The sequence below is a fragment of the Mesorhizobium sp. Cs1299R1N1 genome, assembly GCF_037179655.1.
GTDB classification, from domain to species: Bacteria; Pseudomonadota; Alphaproteobacteria; order Rhizobiales; family Rhizobiaceae; genus Mesorhizobium; species Mesorhizobium salmacidum.
Genome location: NZ_JAPYKR010000027.1, coordinates 1 through 18958, shown reverse-complemented (window position 1 = coordinate 18958; position 18958 = coordinate 1). Strand labels below are relative to the sequence as shown.

The window sequence follows — 18958 nt, the reverse complement described above, 5'->3', positions numbered from 1 at the left end:
TCATGTCAGTGCGTATCCAGGGTGCTGATCGTGATCAGCCGCTCGTAAACGATGTCGACACGGCCCGCCGGTCCGCGAATATTTCCTTCCAGGAAATGGTCGAAGTTCGGATCGTCAAGCAGCGCCGCAATCTGTTCGGCGATGTAGACCCGGATCTCCGGCTCGCCGCTCGCGATCTCCTCGACGAGCTCCTCCCGCCCATCGACCAGAAGGAGAATGTCCTCGGCATCGCGGCTGCCGATGAGATCGCCTTCGCCGCGTCCGCGGTACGCCTCCAACTTGGTCGCGACAAACAGCTGCGGCGTAAGGCGCCGGATCTCGAGCGCCTCCTCCAGCTGTTCTGGTACGGCCGTCGCGATCCCCTTTGCGTACCAGCGATTACTAAACCCGAGAATCGCCTCGTCGTCCGGCATGAAGTCGACCTTGAGCTCGCCGAGTTTCATACGGCAGATGACGGTATCGTCAGCCGCCTCGGTAAAGCCGCGTGCGCGCAAGCGCTCCGTCAGCTCAACCCATTCTGCAAAGCCAGCGAGATCGACGATCAGGTCGACATCGTCGGTCGATCTCACCCCTTCGAGAACGATGGGGTCGGTGATGTAGAGCGCGGTCGTGCAGCCGCCGACGAAGACCAGGCGCGCGCGCAACTCCTCGCCGAGCGCCTCGGCGACGGTCTTCAACATCGCTTTCAACTGACCCTGGACTGTCATTCCAGCTTCTGTACGAGCAGGTCGGCGGCGTGCTTGCTTTCGCGCTGATTACCGATGCGGATCGCGTCGATAAGGGCGAGATAGGCGTAGAGCCGCTTATCTTTCTCGCAGGCCTCCGGCACGCTTTTGAACAGCGGATCGACCGATTGACCCATGTCTTTTGCGTGCGCTTGGGGCCAGACGCAGATGAGATTGCCGGCGCTGTGCAGGGATTCCCGCAGCACGGGCGCGGCGAACGCCGTCGGCAACCCGCGCTGCACGGCGCCAGGTCTCGCCGGAAAGACGAATTTCAGACCGTGGACGATGAACTCGCGCAGATGGCGCCGGCTCGGTTTGGGCCGACCTGTCTTCCTGTCCTTGATCGCGAGGCCCGACGCGATGCTGCGCTTGAGCGAAGCGCTGATCTCGGTCTTGCTGATTCCGAGTGCTACCTCGAGAGCGCGCACGGAATAGGAATCCTCGCCCGCGGCTAGCCCGGCCGGTGGAGATTTATGACCGATATCCTTTGCGTCGTCCTCCAAGCTCGCCAGCTTGAGCAGGACGACAACATCCTGGCCCTTCATCACGAGTTCTGTCCTCTGTCCTCGGACAGAGGACACTAGCACCGCGCGGCCCTGCCAGTCAACGCTCGCGGCTGCAAAACGGGTCGGTCACGGATGGTGCAGTAGCGCAACCGTAGTCCTCAAGCTTTGTCCTCAGCCCCGGGACAGTGGACAAGCAGGCGTTTTGGCGGCGCACACCGGCATAGCGGTTCAGCTCCGGTCCGACACTGCGCCGATTACCAAGAGCCCGAGGCGACCGTCGTCGCAAGTGACAGCCGGGTTACGCGGCCTTTCTCGTCCTGCATCGCAAAGGTCGGCACCTGTCTCGCGCGCCGTTTTCCGTACCAGGCCATCGCAATCTTGATCAGATCTCCGTTGAACCGCTTGGCGAGGAAACCGTCCAGCAATTGGTCCGTCAGAGCCGGATCAGGATAATAACGAAAGTCGCCGGTGTGCACCAAGGCATCCAGGTCGGGAGCTTCTTCATCCAGGCGCCGTTGCATCATCCTGCGTGGCAGGTCGGCTGATCTCGGGTGGTCAGCGAACGCCTCTCGATAGATCGGAGCCATGAAGTCGATAATATGAGTGTCGGTCTGGAGCCACATGTGGAATGCATCGGGCCCGGACACCAGTTGCCCATCCTCCAATTTCCCGAACGTGGCAACCTCGCCGCCGCCGTCATCCAGGCAAAAACAGAACGCCCCGCCGACAATCCGCGCCCTGATTTTATAGGATTGGTTCAGAACATAGCCGCCGACGGTCGCAAAGAAGAGGCATGCTTTCTCGGCGGCCGCGTCTGGCACGCCGTGAAGCACGCCATGGGTCACCTGATAGATGCGGTTGTATTCGCTAAGTGGCAGAAGGAACTTACCCATAACACCTCAGGTTTTCGGGAATCAGAAATCACACTGGTGGCAAAATCGGTGTCTAGTCGGTTTCGAAATGGACACGATCCTCGGCTACTAGGTCTTGCAGCTTTGGTGCCGGCTTATCCGTGCCCGTAACCAAGGTTTGCGACCACAAGATCGACGTCTCATAAACCGAGCTGCACAACCATTCACCATTCTTTTCGAACCAATGTTGCGCTTCAGGCAGCAAATCGAAAGAGACTGGATGGCGGGCGAAGGGATTATGAAAAACCTCGATCTCGGCCGTCCACGGCTCATAGCCGTGTGGCCAGAGCCCTCGATACTCATCGCCGGTGATGTCGAGGCAGAACGGTATGCCCTGCAGGGCGCCGGGCGTTCGGTCGAAGAAATGTCCCAGTCTCGTGTAGCGATAACCCTCAGGCGCACCCCCGCCAGAGATCGCGACCCGATTGAGCTTGGAGATCGAGCAGGCATTGGAAAGACGACAGCCGACAGTTCGGCGTGGCGATCGCCGGCGAACAGGCCCGCCGGGAATTGCGACGGACCAATCAGGAACTCAGCCGGCAGTGGCACAGCTTATTGTCGACCGTCCACCTCGGCCACGGTCGCGCCTGATCCATGCAGATAGCCAATCAAGCCTTCGCGGCTCCACATCATCGAACCGGATGCATGAAAATCTGCGACTGCCAGGATGAACGGTTTTCCAATGACATGAGGAAGCTGATCGTTTCGGCGTTCAAGCTTGTTTCCGATGGTCTTGGCGAACCGCAGTGCGGCCGTGCCGAAGAATATCTCCTCCCTTTCGGTGGGCACATCCGCGAAGGGCGCGTTGACGTGATTGTACGGCACCTGCGGATTGGCGGTGACGGCCTCGACTCAGGCCTCGTCGCCGAGGCGATTCGCAATATGGAAATCCGGGGATTCAAACGGCTGTTCGACAAGCAGCCCTTGCTCGCGAAATGACGCGAGAAGGTGCGCCTCCCATAAGCGCGTGTGAAAATTGGTGGTCTGGCAGTCACTCGCCCAGTTCCGGTCAGGTTTCGGCAGGGCGAGAGAGCACGGCGGCAAAGCCGTCACCAATCCCGAAGGGCTCGCGCCGCGTATATGTCCGCAGCGCGGCCGCCGTTCCTTTCGTGGCTCGGCTGCCCGGCACCGCCCCGGCCAACATAGTTCCCTTCGGAGTTTTGAAGGATTGTGTCAAAGGTCAGCTGCCCGTCCTTAGATGCACTTGATCGAGCGCGAGTTTCAGCCCCTGGGCCAACTTGCCGACGTCGTCATTTGCCCAGAAATGCATGAAGAACAGCCGCGGTTGGTCGTCGAGCATGTGGTTGTGCACGGCGGTTACCTCTATCCCGCTTTCGCGTAAGGCTCGTAGCACCGGATTCACTTCAGAAGCGATCAGAACGAAGTCGCCGGTGATCGCGGCCTTGCCGCTGCCGGTGGGCTGGAAGTTGACGGCAATCGCGGAGCCCATTGCGTCCGGCACTTCCATGCCATCGTCCTTGATGGTCTCAGCGCGAGCGATGCTGACTTGATAGACTCCGCCATTGACCTTGCCCTTGTGGCCAAGCGCCTGGTCGATGACCGACGTATCGAGATCAATTGACTTCGACGCAGCGGCGGCGCTAGCCGGCGCGTCAGAAAGCGGCGTCGCACTCTGCTGCAAGGCTGAATGCAGCGCCGTGGCTAGCTTTTCCGGATCGCCATGCCCGAGGACGTGCATATACATCGTCTCCGGTTGGGCTCTCTGCAGGTGGTTGTGGAGGGCCGTGACCTCGATGCCGCTTTCTATCAGTTTCATCATCACCGGGTCGATCTCGGGTACGGTCAACACGAGATCGCCCATCACCATGGCGTCGTGATCGCCCATGGCTTTGAATGCGAGCCAGGACCCGAGCGCTAAGGCCGGTTTGAGTTCCACACCATCAAGAGTGACTTTCAGGTCGGAACGAGGCAGCCCGACCCGGTAGACGCCTCCTGGCATCTCCGTACCCGATTTCCCGAGGGCTTGCGCGACCGCCTTCCAATCAGGTGCGGCAAGGGATGGTTGGACTAATCCAAGGCAGGCCCCGAGCGCGAGGCCGACTACGATTTTTGCATGCATGACTTGCTCCTGTGCTCAGCCCCAGTTGCCCAAATGGAAAACGTCTGCCGTTCCGAAACACCACCGCGCTCGCGGAATCGTGATACGCACTCCGCCGATTAGGCCGCCAGCTGTCGCCGGAGGCCAGCTGTGTGTTTGGTCTTTGCGCCGCGATGCCCAGGCATAGAGGGCGTCATAGACAATGAACCCGTGCTTCAAGACCTCATGGTCGTCGGGCGTCACGTCTCGAAGACCCATTGAGACCGCCAGCAGCCCGGCCGACGCCGGGGTGAGGTCGTGCCTATCAGTGTCTGCGCCGCGCATGATCGCGGCAATCGTCGCGATGGCGGGGTCGCGATCCAACTCGTATTTCGTGTCAAAGCTGCAGCCGTCCCCAACACGGGTGAATTCAACACCGGCGACATCATAGGGCGTAGCGCCGGTTCCTGGGCTACCCAAACTACCTGGTCCGGAGCCACGAACAGCAACTCAGGTTCCCTTATCGATGAAGCGCGCGATCAGCCAGGGACAGCTATCCCGGTCGATCTCCGGACGTTCGCGGTCGCGCCGGTCGCGTGCCAGGCTGCGATACCGCCCAAGACGCGTCGCGCCGATGATCGCGAAGACCGCCAAGGTCGTAACGCTGGGCTCTCAATTTTGATCAGCGAACTCGGGGCGGTTGCCCCAGGGCTAACGCGGCCTATATTATTCTCTCAAAGGAGAATGATTATGAACGCTGCCGCCCGCGTCTATACCCCGGCCGAAGCCGCTGCCGTGAGCCAGATCGGTATCAAGGCAGTTCACAACGCGATCGACAAGAAGATCGTCGATACGGTGAGCGGCGCAGTTGCACCTGCAAAGAGTGTTCGGCGCCGGGCCGTGACTGGGGAGGGCCTGCTTCGCCTTAAGCTCTGGTATGGCGTTGGCTCCACGCTCGCGGCTGAACGACGTCAGCGGCTGTTCGAGGCAATCAAAGCCAAGCCTGCCGCCAAGACAGTAAAAGCTGACGACCTGCTCATCGTCGATGTCGCCGAGGCCCGAAAGCAGTTGAACGCGCGCATTCGCGATCTCGATGAAGCCGAAGCCATGATTGGCCGGGTCAAGGGGGTTATGGGTGGCGAGCCCGTGTTCAAAGGCACGCGCATCCCCGTTCGCGCGATCGCGGCCATGCTCGCGCAGGGTGCTGATGAGGCAGATCTCCTCGAGGGCTATCCGAGCCTCACCGCGCGGATGATCGAGCTCGCCAAAATATGGACTGCGGCACATCCGACCCGTGGTCGGCCGAAGAAGCTCTCCGACCAGGGCTTGAAGGTCAAATCGTCGAAAAGCATGAAGCTGAAGGGTGACCCTCGACCTTCAACGCGGAGGGCCGGCGTGCCCGCGTGAAGTTCCTCGTCGACGAATGCCTTCACACCTCCCTCGTTGCGGTCGCGGAGGCGCGGCCGTGAGGCCCGACACGTCAATTGGCTGGCACTAAGCGGTGAGACTGATTGGGATCTGATATCTCGCATCATTGCCGAGGACTTCACGTTCGTCACCAATAATGCTCGCGATTTCAGGAAGCTCTACGCGCGCGAAGAAGCACTCGAAGACGGCGCTGCAGTCCTCACCCGCTACGATTTGCCGTCCGCCGAGGCCGACTAGGCGTTATGACCGTGGTGTGAGCGGCGGCCCGTCCCTAGACTTTGCAGCTGTAAAGCAAACGAGGGTTGCTTGGGCAGTGCCGAGCCGAGCCTCATTTCGGCGAAATCGAGTCGACGACGGCGGCGGTGGAGCGCTTCGTGCGCAAGCTGGAGCAAAAGTATCCGCGCCTGCATTTTTGCTACGAAGCCGGCCCGACCGGCTACGGGCTGTACCGCCAGATCGTTGCGCTCGGCCAGCGCTGCGATGTCGTTGCGCCCTCGCTGATCCCCTAGCGTGCGGGCGAGCGCGTCAAGACGAACCGGCGTGACGCGGTCAGCTTGGCGCGGCTGCTGCGGGCCGGAAAACCGATGGGAATCTGGGTTCCAGACGCGGTGCATGAAGCGGTGCGCGACATGGTGCGGGTGCGTGCCGCGGCGAGCGAGGACCTTCGCAAGAAGCGCCAGATGCTGCTTTCGTTCCTGCTGCGCCGTGGCCGGGTATTTAGCGGCCATAAGCACTGGAGCCGGGCCCATGCCCGCTGGCTGGCGTCGTAGAAGTTCGATCATCCGGCCCAGCAGATCGTGTTCCAGGACCAGGTCGACGTGATCACCGATGCGCAGGCTCGGCTGGAGCGGCTCGATGCGCGGTTGGCCGAGCTGGTACCGAGCTGGTCGATGGCGCCGGTGGTGGCGGTCTATCAGGCGCTGCGTGGTGTGTCCTTCATCGTCGCCGTCACCTTCGTCAGCGAAGTCGGCGATGTCCGCCGCTTCGACAATCCGCGCCAGCTGATGGCCTTTCTCGGCCTGGTGCCCTCGGAGCGCTCGACCGGCGACATGGTCAAGCGCGGCGGCCTGACATTGGCCGGCAATCGCCGCGCCCGCCGCGCCCGCCGCGTCCTGATCGAAGGCGCCTGGGCCTACCGCTATCCCGCCAGGGTGACGGAGCCCATTCGCGTCCGGCTCGAGGGTCTGCCGAAGGCGGTGCGCGAGATCGCCTGGAAGGCGCAGACCCGGCTTTGCGCCCGCTACCGGCGCCTGATGGCCGCGAGCAAGAAGAAACCCATCATCGTTGCGGCGATCGCGCGCGAGATGGCGGCGTTCCTTGTGGGCCATCGGCCACCAAGTCGAACTGGTGCGTTGAGATGCAGTGCGATCCTGCATTGAAGATCAGGATCCCGGCAAGCGCGCGCCCGGCGCGGGCGCCGCCGGATTGAGGGCTCTGCCCGCGCCGGATCTCCCGGCGGAAAAACCGGGCAGCACGGCGACGGGATGTGGGCCACGGTGGGGAATTCCCGTATGGTACTATGTGGCTGGGGCATCGTCCCAACGCCCGACCACTAGACAGGGATAGCCCAAGACGAATTACGGAAGTGCGGTAACCAACCCGCGAATAAGAGCTGGATCAACCGTCGTCTCAAGGCCCCATCCCGTCCCCGTGCTGCCCACCAACGAAGGACAAACCTGTGACAAAGGACATGGGGCGGAAAAGTTCATCCGTCACCCTTGACCACGGTCGTAAGAGTACCTCCGCACAGAGGATTACGGTCGTCCACCTCTCCAGCTTTGGCCGGATTGCGCCGACAGCGTCAATGATGGCGTCAGGCGCCTGACGGTCCAGGGCGGTTCCACGAGCCCTTCGTTGTCTGAATGGACAGGAAGAGCGCGCCCTTCTCATCTTCGACCGTGCTGATATGAATCTTGGTCGGCACGAAAGGCAGGGCCTTTTTAGTCATTTGGCAGCTCGCGTCCCGTAGGCGGCTTCGACAATCGCGCAGCACGGTACCGCCCTCAAGCGGGCCTGGATGGCCTAAGCGCTTTTTTAAGAGCAACAAACAGCCTTTGAGCCTCCTTCGCCTCAACCGGGCCAACAGCATCTCCGATTTTCCAAAGCTGGCCAGTACCCAGCGGTGATTGCCGGCGTGACGTGCATCCCGACGGTCTAACGTAGCTCGTGCAATCGCCACGGCATTGCGCTACGATGTTTGACGAAGAGGGAGTGCCACAATGGATGAGACTGTGCGCGCGGCATTCGAGCGACTTCTCGTCGTCGCGAGGAGCGATACCGGCCAAGCAAGACGGGTCGCGAGCTTCATCCTCGCCTGGTGGAACGCCGATAGCCTTGGCGGTTTCGACATCGCCGATCTCTTTACAGTGGATCGGGTGATTGCCAGGGACATGGCGACGGTCTTCTCGTGGCTCGCCACTCTTTCGGAGGCAGAGTATCCCTCGGGCCACCGCGCCGAGGTCGAGGCAATCATTGAACTCTGGCGTCCGGAGGTCTGGGAGCGCTCGCCCGTGTCGGCACCTTAGACTTCGGACGCAAGTTCACGGCCGGAGCGGTAAAGGATGCAGACATCCGGCATTGATCCCCAAAAGCCGGTCCCATCATGGTCGAGCGCATCCCGATCGCCCGACGGATCGCCAGACCCTATAGCGCTCAGCCAACTCGGTCCGTGAGTTCGGATTGAATGCTCATAGCGGTGTACAGCGAAGCATCCAAGGGCAAATCCCCGAACGCGACCTGACAAAGGAGATAGTTAGCGCCCGCCTCCTCCAGATGATCAAGCAGAGTCCGTCGCACAAATGCCGCCGTTCCTACCACGCACAATTCACTTTCGATCGCCGCGTCGAACCTCAGGGGCAGATTAGGTGGAACCTGCACAGCATTGAGGTCGTACAAGGATTTGAAACTTTTAAGCCATCGTTCGAAGGCAGGTGCCGCGAGCGAATATGCATGGCTAGCAGACTGCCCGACTACGATCATGCGAAGCAATCCGAGAAATGACGGTTGGTCGTTCGTGTCAGTGTTGTGTCCTCCATCGGAATGGAAAGCGTCAGTTATCTTGCGAACCAACGAGCCGGGTCCAACACACGCGACATTTGCGCCGTTTGCAGCGGCCCAGCATGCAGAGTCAGGTCGGTTTGTGACGATCCAGCGCTGCAGTGCGAAGGCGATAACGGACTGCTCCTCGCGCTAGGACGGTTTATGCCACCTGATCCCCAAGGTCGTGACGTGTGGCTCTGGGGCTCAGGGCACTGCTTCGCTGAAGGGTAATCCGGGATGAGATTGGCATTGTTGTCGATGTAGCGGCCGAACTCCTGCAGCTTGCGTACCTCGGGCGGCGGATCGAGGACGAGGTCGAAGCCATCGCTAAAATCCTCCAGGAGCGCGAGTGCGCGACCGACATTGCCGTGCCAAAGATGGTGTTTTACGCTTTCGAGCACCGCGACGGCTGCTGGGGCCGCTGCGCTGAGACCCGCCGGCAGGCCACGAACCATCTGCTGCAAAACGGTGATCCGCATGGCGACGTGGAAATAGTCGAGAACGTGTTCGGCGTTGGGGCGCATGTACCTTTGGAGATCGCGCAGATTGCTGGCGCCGTCTGACATGAAGGTCACTTCCTGGTTCATTGCGATGCCCTGATTGACAAGAATCTCGTGGAGGCGTCGTTTCGGCTTCTCGTCGTGTCCGACCACAAAGCCAAATCTGCGTGCTCGGCCCTCTTCGGGAACCGACTTTCCAATGATCACCTCGAAATTTGTAGGCCTGTCAGTCCAACTGCGGACATAACCGCCATCAATGCCGATCGTCACCGGCGGGCCGGGGATCGGCATCTTGTTCCATTCAGACTGGCATCCGCTCGTAAACATCGCCTGCTCGGGGCCGAGCTCGGCTTCAAGACGTTCGGCGACGCGCATCGCGTCGTTCCTGATCGTCGACGCGTTCACGGCCTCGCCGATCGGCAATACGTCCGCCAGCAGAGCGGCGGTGACGCCGTATGCCGCAAGCGAAGCCCAACGAGCCTCGAGCGCAAGCAGATCGGGCGTAACGCGTTCGGGCAAAGCGACGGCCACCGGCGCGATGGATCCCGATCCAGGCTGACACGGGCATTTATGGTATCGCGGGCATGGCAGGGCGAGTTTGCCGGGGCAAGTACGCACGGTGATTGTTCGATTGTCCTTCAGCCTCCGGTGTAGGTGGCAACCCGAACAAGGCCGTTGGCGCCTTGCATGATCAGCCGCCTGGGCTTCGGTCATCGCGACCTGGAGCAACGCCAAGGTCTTCTTCGCCTATTCGAGCGTCAGACCGAGATCGTCTATCGACAACCGGCCGTCTGCCCGGTCGATTGTGGCGATCTCCTGTGGTTCGATCATCGTTCTCCGCCGTCGATCACAAGTTGAATAGCAAACCGCATCCTCACCTCCTTGTCTTTATTGAGATGAAAGCATGCGGGGCGGTCGTGCGTCGCCGTGTAATCAGCCCGCGGCGCCAGCACCCAGTTCGTGCTTCAGTGCGGCATTCACCTCTCGCCGGCTGAAGCGCTCGGGATCGTAGCCGGATAGTCCATCATCGTCGTCGAAACCGTCTTCGTCTCCGTAGTAGTCCGCCGGCGGCCGATCGAGGAGTGCGTAATAGCCGCTTGGACCACCGATATCTTCGGGGGGACCGGCACGTGCGCCGCCTATGCAGACTGAACAGCGTCATTTGCTCCCTTACGAGCAGACGTCGCCATATCATCGGCGAGATACCTCGCAACCTCACCTTGAGCCGGTACACACCAGATGCGCCACCATTAGACATAGCCGCCACGCTAACCCGAGCGCCCGGCGCCTCCAACTTTTTTATGCTCCCCGTGTAGGGCAATCGGCGGCCGAGATGGCAAGTGGTAGCGGATGGCGCAGGTGAAGGCAGATAGCGAGGAGACCTGGTCCGGCATCGAACACATGTTGTTTGGACTATCGAAATTGAAGTCGATGCATCTCTGGTCCACTGCGCAAGCGGTCAGGCGGCATCAGTGGTGATCTGCGTGCGACAGCCTAAATCCTCGTGCTTTGCTCTTGACTTTCGGCCCACCGCAATCACGCGACGAAAAAGCATCCGACTTGAGGGGGGCGGGGGTGGAAATGATGTCAGGAATTTAGCGCGCTGTTCAGATCATAAAGCCCGACCATCAGCATCATGGGGTCAGACGGCGAAGGCAAGAAGCCGACCGCCTCATAAAAGGCTCGCGCATCATCGGAAATCGCATGCACCAGAACGCCGCGGATACCGAGGATTTCAGCGGCATGCAGCAGGCGCAGGCCTGCGTCGCGCACCAGCGCCCTGCCGATACCGCGCCCCTGATAAATCTGGTCGATGGCAAGGCGGCCCAGAACGGCAACCGGAATCGGGTCGGGCATGTTGCGCCGGAAACGCCCAGGCGCTTCGGGCTGCCTCACCGCGCCGGAGGCAAGCGCATAGTAGGCGACAACACGGTTGCCCTCGCACACGACGAAGGTGCGTGATGCGCCTCCTGCCTGATTGGACCGGGCGCGACGACGCAGCCAGTCGTCGAGTTGAACGACGCCCGAGTTGAAATCGGCCAGTTCGTGATGGTCGGCTAATGGCGCCGGTGCGCTGAGCGTCACGCCTCATCCCACGGCGCTTTGGTCGCCATGGTGCGTTTCAGGCGCTCATTTGGCTGCGCGGGCGCATCAAGCCGGGCAAGGTACTCGGCATAGATTTCGGGATTGACCGTGAATATCGTACGGTCGAGCAGGACTTCCTCGGCGCGGCGCTCGGAAGCCTCTAACATGAAATCAGTGCGCGTCTTTCCAACCAGCTCGGCGGCGCGGTCGATCAGGTTGCGGGTCGCGGGTTTGATGCGGATATTTAACGGCACGCTGGCGTTCGCGCCTTTACTCGTATGCGATGTGGCCATGGGAAACTCCAATCCTCGCCTCAATATGGCGTAACGACATCGTATTTACAATACCAAAATGATGTTATCGTGCCGGCGCGGGTCCAATCGTTCCGGCGTCGGTCCGCTCACATTCGCAATGAAGTTCTGATCGAAGACCCAAGCCACAAACGCCGACGCCGCGGATTGGGATGAATCTGCCCGTCTCGACGATTGGCGTAGCCTGCTTGAGATATCGGCCCGCTGCAACATCAGCCGTGGCTTGGCAGCCTCCTGGTCGCAGCCGGCCTGCGGCAGCGTCAGAAAACCACGGCCCACCTGCTGGCCCTTAATGTGGGCTTGCGTGTCATCGGCCGCGAACGCCGGCGCCGTAGTGCTAGGGCGACGCGGTTGCTGGCGTTCCTCGATGCGGTGCCGAAGCCGCCGCGCTCGGCCTGAAGGAACACGATCGACTGGCGCTCGCGCGGGAACAAATGCTGCGCCGGACCAGGGACAGGCGCGGCAACTCGAAGCTGCCGCGGCTCATCGACTACGTCCTGACCCGGCCGCTGGTCTCGAGCGCAATGATCGAAAAAGTGGTGAGGGTGACGACAAGGGGGCGCTCAACCTTGTCGGCGAGCTTGGCATGCGCGAGATCACGGGGAGGGGACGTTACCCGGGCGTGGGGGATCGTCTGACGCGCGCCATGTGCATCGCGGCATCGCGTCACGGAAGGTCGAACGAGCCGCAAGGGAAAGTCTTGGCCATCCTCGTTTCCAAATCAGAGTTTGCCGGTTCCAATCTACAGCTCGTTGACTTCCAATTGTCATGCCGCATAAGTCCAAACGGTTCTCCAGGCTGGGCAGTCCGATCCAGCCGGTTTCCACGCCCCTGCTGCTGGCGATCAAATACTGTGGACGAGGCGCTCTGGCCGTTTCCTGCTGACCGGCTCCGCCAATGCGCGACAGCCCACAAGCAAATAGCGTTTGCGATATATACGGAAATCCCGTATGGTCATGCCCAATGACGCAAGATAGGTTCGACCCCGTCAAGGATGCGGCTAACCGCGAGAAGCACAAACTGCCGTTGGCCTTTGGCGACCGGATTTTCGAGGACGATGATCACTTGACTATTCCCTCCATTCGCGAGACCGACGGCGAGGAGCGGTTCAAAGTGGTCGGGATCGTAGGGGAGAAGCTGTTCACCGGCGTTTTTGTCTGGCGGAGCGACTTGCCCCGTTTTATCTCGGTGAGAAGGAGCAACAAGGGTGAAGAAAGAGCATATCACACTGCCAGCTGACCCGGCCGACGCCGAAGATTTCGACGTGACGGCCGAAGCATTGGACCGGGGCCAGCGAGCGCGCCTGATCCGGAAGACGAGGACCGGACTTGGCCTGTCGCAGTCCGAGTTCGCCAGCCGCTTCCGGGTCCCCGTTGGCACGCTACGCGATTGGGAGCAGGCGCGGGCGACCGCGCCGGATTTCGCCATCGCCTATGTGCGGGTTATTGGCCAGCATCCGGATATGGTGGCGAAAGCCGTGGCATAACCGCCGTTGCCTGCGTGTCGCCGCTGACAATCAGGGTCTCATGGGTTGCGCCGTAATCATGCGGCCCAATCGAGGCGGCGGAGGTGACTTTGGATTGTTTTGGATAGCAAGCGCCACCACTGAACTGGTCGGGCGATGGCTGAAAGTCCGATCCGAGGCCGAAATCAAACGCCGACTAAGGCTACCAAGTGGCAGCTCCCACGGCGTTTACGTGGTCGAGGGCGACGGCGGAAAGCTGACGGTCTTCTCAGAATGGGCGATTGGGGCCACGTATCGACTCAGGCCGACCACCTGTTCCGGCTCGATGACGATAATCGTTGTTGATGTCCTCGTTCCACTGGGTTGCCTCGCGGGCGTCACCGGCTGTTCAAGAAACGGATCTGAATCTTGTCCATGGTCTCCTGAGAGGCAGGAGACGCCTTGACGTCGTTTCGTAACGAGGTCATTTAAGCCTCGGTCGTTGGGGGATCACATGCATAAATGCTGGGCTCTGGGGGCGGTGCTTTTGGTCGTCGGATGTAACAGCACATCCGACCAATGGAAGGCGACGCCCCCGTCTTTTCAGGGACGCTTCGAGCAGGCCAAAGCGATCTGCAAAGGCAGATCAGCGAATAATTTTGCAGACGCCAACGGAGGTCTGCTGCCGCTTTGCGGCTAAAAGAGAGAATGTGGGCATTAATCGTGAGGATCCGAAGATCCGAACTCAAATTAACTGCCTTTGGAAGACAGTCTCGGCGCGCGAGTCATAGTCCGAAAGCCAGTGGCAGCTTTCCCGGCATTGAGCGGCCCACGGTGCGTCTTGTTGGACCTCCCGAACTTCGTCTACGACATAAGCCTGCATATCTGCCGGTGAATATAATAGCTCCCCCTTGCAGCCAATATCAATGAGTTCTATGGCTTTATACTTGCAATGCACGAATGCCGACAAAAACATTACACTATGCGTCGCTAAATCGTGCGGATAACGCAAGAAATCCGTCTTCAAATTGCAAATAAATTCCCCTTATGATTCGACTTCCAAAAAGCGCAGGCTTATCATGGTTGATAACGTTAGCCTCGAAGGACCCAATGGTATCATCCGTCCTGACAATTACATCTTGAAAATCCAAGAATTCGCCGGTATGAGGCGCATATGACTTGTATACGGCCTCCTTGATCACGAATATTAATTTCGGTCCGACGCAACTGCGTGACCACTCTTTACGCTCCATTTCCAAAGGGGTGCATATGATTGGCAGGAGTTCAGATTCGAGCGGCTCGTGGTCTTCAATGTCTAGTCCCAGAGCGAGCACATTGCTGGAAAGTCCGGCAACTGCTCCGCAGTCGGACGAAGAGTGGGAAATGCTGCCAACAACTCCGGAAGGCCAAAGAGGGGCCCGATCTCTCGACAAAATCGCAACGGGAGCAAAGCCCAATCGACGCAATGCCTCACGAGCGTGGTGACGCCCCCAACCGAACTCACGCCGACGGCGAAGCGACACGTTGCCCAACATTTCAGCTTCATCGGGAAATGGGAGGGGAACCGGGTCACGTATGCACCCGGCCGAAAAGCTAATGTCATTCCCCAAGGCTGCGCCGATCGCGCCCCCTAACGTAGCAACCGTTTTCATAGCTGGGGCGCGCCCTTGTTCTGGTGAGTGTGAAGGTACGAGTTGGAACTCGTGCGGTAGCCAGCAGCCTAACGTCACAAGCGACTCAGGGTCCATGGCATCGGAACGACGTCATGCTCTCCAAGCTCAACTCAGATCGGCTTGAAAGGGCGACCCTATGGATCATCGCTCATCTGGATGATCGTTTCCAGGGTCATATATCTAGCCCGCTGCACTGCCTGTTCATCGTTGCGTGGAGCTAGAGTCAGCACTGGAGGCGAGAGCCGTCTTGATGTCCATGTCGATCTTCAAGCGGTGTCCGGTTCAAGACGTGCATGTCCAAACCCCGACATCAAGGCCGAAGTGTTCCTGCCGTCGTGGAGCGAAGCACATCGTTTTTGGGGCAAGGCTCGCAGAATGTCTTGGCATGCTGATTGCTAGACATTGCTAAGACCAGGAACCCGACCATTTGGTGGTCTCGCGGCCGTGGCCCCAAGACTATCCGTGATAGGAGATCATCTTGAAAACGACCGGTTGCGAGCTGAACAATGTTCAGACGTGTGCGAATTCGCTGTCGCAATTCCGCGGGGTCGATCACATTGCGATCGCCGTGCTCGATCTTGAGGCCTCAATAAAGTTTTTTCGAGACGTGCTTGGATTTGAATTGAAACGTCGGTTTCACATCAAAGGCCGAGTGACCGGTATGCTGTCTGCCGAATTCGAGAGCCGAGGCATTAGATTTGTTTTGTGTCAGGGCACTGAACCGGCTTCTCAGGTCTCGGAATTCGTGAGGCGCCATGGCGTTGGAGTTGCTCATATCGCACTCGAAGTGGACGACGTGGATGCCGCGGTAGAGACACTAAAGTCTCGCGGTCTGGGATTTGATACGGATGTGATTCGTGGTCCTGGACTGACACAAGCCTTCTCGAGTCGCTCCATTGAGACGGGCCTAAGCTTCGAAATCATTCATCGAGATGGAGAGAGTGGTTTCCTCGAAAAAAATGTTCAGCAGCTCTTCGATCAGCTTGAACGGTCTGGCAAATATTGAGCGAAAGCGCCTGGGCTCATGAGTCAAGTTACACTCGCTCGTCTCGCAGAGCTGGCGATCCTCAACTCGGTGGAATCTCGTGCAAGGTTCGATGATGGATGACAGGTCGCAACTCTCAGCAATGAATTTCCTGAACGAAGTCTCTGGTGTGTTCCCCTCGGCTATCTCTCTGGCGTCCGGCAGACCGAATGACCGGTTCTTCGATAAACTTGACCCCGAGGTGCTGGTGAATGCGCTAAGAGTATATGAACGGCATTCAACTGGCTGTCACCGGAGCGGGCAAGGATGGTCAGACCTGTTGCAATATGGACGAACCGCCGGGATCATTAGCGAGTTCGTTGCGCAACAGGTGCGATCCGATGAAGGGGTTCCTGCGAAGGCGGATCGCATACTGATCACCTCGGGATGCCAGGAAGCACTTGCTATCTGCCTGCCAGCGCTGTGTCCCGAACCTGCGGATGTGCTCCTGGTCTGCAATCCCACCTATGTTGGCGTGACCGGTGCAGCTAAAGCTGCGAAGGTCGCCATCGCAGCGTTGTCCAACTCTGGGCCTAGCGTCGCGGACGCTATCGAGGCCGCCGTCCAGGATTTGCGCCGGAATGGTCGGAGGGCTCGGGCGATATATCTTATTCCCGACTTTGACAATCCGACCGGGCGCGTTCTCGGTGCGGTCGCGCGACGCGATATCCTTCAAGTGTGCGCCAGACATCGGCTCGTCGTTTTGGAGGACAATCCCTACGGGCTTTTCCGCTATGAAGGAGATGCGGTTCCTCCGATGGCCGCGTTGGATCAGGTCGGAAGTGTTATCTACCTGTCCACATTTTCCAAGACGCTAAGCCCGGCTCTCCGTGTCGGAGCCGCAATACTGCCCGACACCATATTTGGAGACGCGGGTGTTTGCCAAGCGCTTTGGGACGATCTGGTTCAGCGCAAGAGCTTCGTTACCATCAATACAAGCCAGATTACACAAGCGATCGTGGCAGGGCTCTTGATCGAACAGAGGGCAAGCTTGCGTGGCTGGATCCGCCCAGCGCTGGATTGGTATCGTGCAAATCGCGACGTCATGTTGCGACAGCTCGACAGTGTGTTTTCGCCTTTATCGGATCCGATTCGATGGAATCGTCCCTCCGGCGGCTTCTTTCTGGCTCTTGACCTTCCTTTCAGATTTGGGGCGGACGATGTGGACGAGTGTGCAAGGCGTGACAATGTCATTGTCATGCCGATGAGTTTCTTTGCATTGGACGACTCTCAAGATTGCCGGGTCCGACTGGCATTCAGCGCGGTTACTCCCGAGCAAATCCGAACCAGTGTGACAGGCTTGGGCCGCTACATCGAGCGGCGCCTGGGCGGGAAACTGCCTGGCTTGACGGGTGGATTGGCTAGGGGGTGAAATGCCATATCTGTCTTCTGCGGTGTCCGCCGGCGCTTACGAACCAGGCGGCCTGAATAGGCAACCTGCCGGCCCACCAATCCCGTCCAGCATTGTTATTGGTAGTGGTACGCTCGCGATTAGCTGTGCTCAGCTCGCAATGGAGATGGGCCACGACGTCCGCGCGGCCCTGTGTGCCGACGCCATATTCGCGGATTGGGCGGCTCGCGCCAATATCCTGTGTGTAGCGAGCGTTGAAGAGCTCTCGTCTTTTTTGAAGGCCGAGCCGGTAGACTGGGTTTTCTCCATTGCCAATCCGTTCATCTTGCCACCGGAGGTGTTTGGGCAAGTGCATCGAGGTGCTTTTAATTACCACGACGGTCCATTGCCCCGATATGCCGGAACGCACGCGACCTCCTGGGCGCTGCTGGCGCAAGAGACCGAATATGCCATCACCTGGCACCGGGTCGATGAAGGCATTAACGTGGGTGACGTAGCGGTTCAGCGCCAAGTGTTGATTGCGCCTACTGATACTGCGTTGACCCTGAACCTCAAATGTTACGAAGCCGCTGTCGAGGGTTTTTGCGAGCTTTTAACTGGCTTGGCGAACGGAGAGCTAAATATCCGTCCGCAAGCACTGGAAGACAGAAGCTACTTTCCCAGACGCCAGCGGCCAGATGCGGCGGGTATTCTGCGTTGGGATCGATCCGCGCAAGATCTATCGGCGATGACGCGGGCCTTGGAGTTTGGACCGTATCATCCCAATCCATTGTGTCTGTGCAAGGCCCTCGTCGGGGAAGAGGTTGTCGCCGTCAGGCGCTTGGAGGTGCTGCCTCGCCGCTCGGGCCGTCCGGCAGGTCGCCTGCTTGAAATCCACGCCGGCCACTGGCGAGTGGCGACGGGTACGCAGGATGTCGACGTCTGGTTTGGCAGCTTGGACGGTCAGGCTCTGGAGGCGCGAGCACTCGCCAGCCGCTGCGATCTGGATGAAGGCGACGCCCTTCCGCTCTTGAGCGACGATCAGGTGTGCAGCCTGACTGCTATGCATGAGGAGATAGCGCCGTCAGAGGACTTCTGGCGACAGCGGCTTGAGCAGTTTAAAACAGTGCAGCTTCCTTTCCTGTCGTCGGGCGCAGCCGAAGCGCTGGCGAGATGGCAGTCGAGTTCGTGGCTCATTCCAGAGGCCTTGGCTAAGCTGCCCGCCGTTGATCGGATGGAACACTTGGTAACGGCTTGGCTGATCTATCTGGCCCGCATCACGGGGCACGCAGAGCTTCAGCTGGGATGGACACCGGCGCCGAAAGCGTCGCGAGCCGGCGCGCAAGCGGTAGGGGCCGTTATCGCTTCCGCCGTGCCAATGGTAGTCACCATCGATCTTGCCAATGACTTCAAGGAAATACGCAAAGCGGTGGCGGCCGAATGCGCTCAACTGAGGGAGCGCGACAGCTTTGCGCGCGATCTTATCGGGCGCTGCCCGCCATTAAAGGAGATTGAGGCGCTGCGATCGCAACGGCCCTGGCCGGTTGGTATGACAATTGCAGTAGAAAACAGTTCTGCCGCTGTTCACTCGGCCGCAACCCCGCTTCGCGAGGTAGCCCTGCCGGGCGGGTTGCTGACCTTTGAGGTTTGCGCTCTGGATGGGAGCTTTCGCTGGCACTTTGATGCCAGTCGATTGGCGCCGGAGCATATCGAGCGCATGACGCAGCATTTGCAAACTTTGTTGTGCGGTGTGCTGGCCGATGCAGGGCAGCCGGTCGGCCGCATCGACATCCTGCCGGCCGACGAACGCACCTATCTGCTGGAAGAGCTGAACCGCACGGCGGCGCCTTACCCCTCGGATATGTGCATCCATGAACTGTTCGAGGCGCAGGTGCGCCAGGCGCCGGATAGGGTTGCGGTGGTGCATGAGGCTGAAGAGCTGAG

21 protein-coding genes and 5 pseudogenes are annotated in these 18958 nt (G+C 59.7%); 13 read left to right on the top strand and 13 right to left on the bottom strand.

All coding sequences use genetic code 11. The features are described from left to right. Positions 1-5 precede the first annotated feature (5 nt). From O7A70_RS31520 to O7A70_RS31510, 3 genes are all read right to left on the bottom strand, one after another. The gene (locus tag O7A70_RS31520) at positions 6-707 is read right to left on the bottom strand and encodes a hypothetical protein (protein ID WP_337143831.1); all 702 of its coding nucleotides are present in this window, start codon (positions 705-707) and stop codon (positions 6-8) included. After that, positions 704-1270, bottom strand: a complete 567-nt coding sequence (locus O7A70_RS31515; RefSeq protein ID WP_337143830.1) for a hypothetical protein — start codon at positions 1268-1270, stop codon at positions 704-706. The genes O7A70_RS31520 and O7A70_RS31515 overlap by 4 nt, the downstream gene beginning before the upstream one ends. A gap of 215 nt (positions 1271-1485) precedes the next feature. Then, complete coding sequence (locus O7A70_RS31510; RefSeq protein ID WP_337143829.1) at positions 1486-2124, bottom strand: DUF2026 family protein; 639 nt, start codon at positions 2122-2124, stop codon at positions 1486-1488. 663 nt (positions 2125-2787) lie between these two features. Here O7A70_RS31510 and O7A70_RS31505 point away from each other — a divergent pair. Continuing rightward, positions 2788-3081, top strand: a complete 294-nt coding sequence (locus tag O7A70_RS31505) for a hypothetical protein (protein WP_337143828.1) — start codon at positions 2788-2790, stop codon at positions 3079-3081. 241 nt (positions 3082-3322) lie between these two features. Here the strand turns inward: O7A70_RS31505 and O7A70_RS31500 are convergent, their stop codons facing one another. Together O7A70_RS31500 and O7A70_RS31495 are read right to left on the bottom strand one after the other, a co-directional pair. Further along, positions 3323-4222, bottom strand: coding sequence for a DUF1259 domain-containing protein (locus O7A70_RS31500; protein WP_337143827.1), 900 nt, complete (start codon positions 4220-4222; stop codon positions 3323-3325). A 15-nt stretch (positions 4223-4237) separates the two neighbouring features. Beyond that, a pseudogene (locus O7A70_RS31495) lies at positions 4238-4834 on the bottom strand (chromate resistance protein ChrB domain-containing protein). Positions 4835-4930: 96 nt separating this feature from the next. Between O7A70_RS31495 and O7A70_RS31490 the strand changes: the two are divergent. Next, on the top strand, positions 4931-5587 hold the full coding sequence (locus O7A70_RS31490; protein WP_337143826.1) for a DUF433 domain-containing protein: 657 nt from the start codon (positions 4931-4933) through the stop codon (positions 5585-5587). 353 nt (positions 5588-5940) lie between these two features. Next, positions 5941-6964, top strand: a pseudogene (locus O7A70_RS31485) (IS110 family transposase); the annotation flags it as partial. Positions 6965-7421: 457 nt separating this feature from the next. Here O7A70_RS31485 and O7A70_RS31480 read toward each other — a convergent pair. Further along, positions 7422-7556, bottom strand: a complete 135-nt coding sequence (locus tag O7A70_RS31480; protein WP_337143825.1) for a hypothetical protein — start codon at positions 7554-7556, stop codon at positions 7422-7424. Positions 7557-7827: 271 nt separating this feature from the next. On the opposite strand from O7A70_RS31480, the gene O7A70_RS31475 reads away from it, so the two are divergent. Continuing rightward, complete coding sequence (locus O7A70_RS31475) at positions 7828-8133, top strand: DUF7673 family protein (protein WP_337143824.1); 306 nt, start codon at positions 7828-7830, stop codon at positions 8131-8133. A gap of 127 nt (positions 8134-8260) precedes the next feature. Here the strand turns inward: O7A70_RS31475 and O7A70_RS31470 are convergent. Both O7A70_RS31470 and O7A70_RS31465 read right to left on the bottom strand, forming a co-directional pair. Then, positions 8261-8758: pseudogene (locus O7A70_RS31470) on the bottom strand (LLM class flavin-dependent oxidoreductase); the annotation flags it as partial. After that, positions 8662-9861: an ISKra4 family transposase gene (locus O7A70_RS31465; protein WP_337143837.1), complete on the bottom strand. Its 1200-nt coding sequence runs from the start codon at positions 9859-9861 to the stop codon at positions 8662-8664. The gene O7A70_RS31465 and the pseudogene O7A70_RS31470, both read right to left, overlap by 97 nt. Between O7A70_RS31465 and O7A70_RS31460 the strand changes: the two genes are divergently transcribed. Beyond that, positions 9835-10005, top strand: coding sequence for a hypothetical protein (locus O7A70_RS31460; protein WP_337143838.1), 171 nt, complete (start codon positions 9835-9837; stop codon positions 10003-10005). The genes O7A70_RS31465 and O7A70_RS31460 overlap by 27 nt on opposite strands. A gap of 75 nt (positions 10006-10080) precedes the next feature. Here the strand turns inward: O7A70_RS31460 and O7A70_RS34340 are convergent, their stop codons facing one another. The 4 genes and pseudogenes from O7A70_RS34340 to O7A70_RS31450 all read right to left on the bottom strand — a co-directional run bounded on the left by O7A70_RS34340 (position 10081) and on the right by O7A70_RS31450 (position 11525). After that, positions 10081-10290 carry a hypothetical protein gene (locus O7A70_RS34340; RefSeq protein WP_442921236.1) on the bottom strand — a complete coding sequence of 70 codons (210 nt, stop codon included), beginning with the start codon at positions 10288-10290 and terminating at the stop codon, positions 10081-10083. 21 nt (positions 10291-10311) lie between these two features. Further along, positions 10312-10405: pseudogene (locus tag O7A70_RS34335) on the bottom strand (plasmid pRiA4b ORF-3 family protein); the annotation flags it as partial. A 329-nt stretch (positions 10406-10734) separates the two neighbouring features. Next, positions 10735-11232 (bottom strand): GNAT family N-acetyltransferase, encoded by a 498-nt coding sequence (locus tag O7A70_RS31455; RefSeq protein WP_337143823.1) that lies wholly within the window; start codon positions 11230-11232, stop codon positions 10735-10737. Further along, positions 11229-11525 carry a type II toxin-antitoxin system TacA family antitoxin gene (locus tag O7A70_RS31450; protein ID WP_337143822.1) on the bottom strand — a complete coding sequence of 99 codons (297 nt, stop codon included), beginning with the start codon at positions 11523-11525 and terminating at the stop codon, positions 11229-11231. The genes O7A70_RS31455 and O7A70_RS31450 overlap by 4 nt, the downstream gene beginning before the upstream one ends. Positions 11526-11738: 213 nt before the next feature. Here O7A70_RS31450 and O7A70_RS31445 point away from each other — a divergent pair, with 213 nt between their 5' ends. The 5 genes and pseudogenes from O7A70_RS31445 to O7A70_RS31430 all read left to right on the top strand — a co-directional run bounded on the left by O7A70_RS31445 (position 11739) and on the right by O7A70_RS31430 (position 13029). After that, the gene (locus O7A70_RS31445) at positions 11739-11942 is read left to right on the top strand and encodes a DUF1612 domain-containing protein (protein ID WP_337143836.1); all 204 of its coding nucleotides are present in this window, start codon (positions 11739-11741) and stop codon (positions 11940-11942) included. A 35-nt stretch (positions 11943-11977) separates the two neighbouring features. Then, positions 11978-12181 (top strand): helix-turn-helix domain-containing protein, encoded by a 204-nt coding sequence (locus tag O7A70_RS31440; protein WP_337143821.1) that lies wholly within the window; start codon positions 11978-11980, stop codon positions 12179-12181. Beyond that, positions 12127-12510: pseudogene (locus tag O7A70_RS34330) on the top strand (hypothetical protein); the annotation flags it as partial. The gene O7A70_RS31440 and the pseudogene O7A70_RS34330, both read left to right, overlap by 55 nt. Next, positions 12507-12782, top strand: coding sequence for a BrnT family toxin (locus tag O7A70_RS31435; protein WP_337143820.1), 276 nt, complete (start codon positions 12507-12509; stop codon positions 12780-12782). The pseudogene O7A70_RS34330 and the gene O7A70_RS31435, both read left to right, overlap by 4 nt. Next, the gene (locus tag O7A70_RS31430) at positions 12751-13029 is read left to right on the top strand and encodes a helix-turn-helix domain-containing protein (RefSeq protein WP_337143819.1); all 279 of its coding nucleotides are present in this window, start codon (positions 12751-12753) and stop codon (positions 13027-13029) included. Before O7A70_RS31435 ends, O7A70_RS31430 begins: the two co-directional genes overlap by 32 nt. A 938-nt stretch (positions 13030-13967) precedes the next feature. Here O7A70_RS31430 and O7A70_RS31425 read toward each other — a convergent pair. Continuing rightward, positions 13968-14639, bottom strand: a complete 672-nt coding sequence (locus O7A70_RS31425) for a 4'-phosphopantetheinyl transferase family protein (RefSeq protein ID WP_337143818.1) — start codon at positions 14637-14639, stop codon at positions 13968-13970. 499 nt (positions 14640-15138) lie between these two features. On the opposite strand from O7A70_RS31425, the gene O7A70_RS31420 reads away from it, so the two are divergent. The 3 genes from O7A70_RS31420 to O7A70_RS31410 form a co-directional block, all read left to right on the top strand. Next, a complete protein-coding gene (locus O7A70_RS31420; RefSeq protein ID WP_337143817.1) occupies positions 15139-15666 on the top strand; it encodes a VOC family protein in 528 nt (175 codons plus the stop codon). A 91-nt stretch (positions 15667-15757) separates the two neighbouring features. Continuing rightward, entirely contained in the window at positions 15758-17056 is a 1299-nt protein-coding gene (locus O7A70_RS31415; protein WP_337143816.1) for an aminotransferase-like domain-containing protein, read from the top strand. A gap of 1 nt (position 17057) precedes the next feature. Then, the coding region (locus O7A70_RS31410; RefSeq protein WP_337143815.1) for a formyltransferase family protein at positions 17058-18958 on the top strand (1901 nt) is incomplete at its 3' end.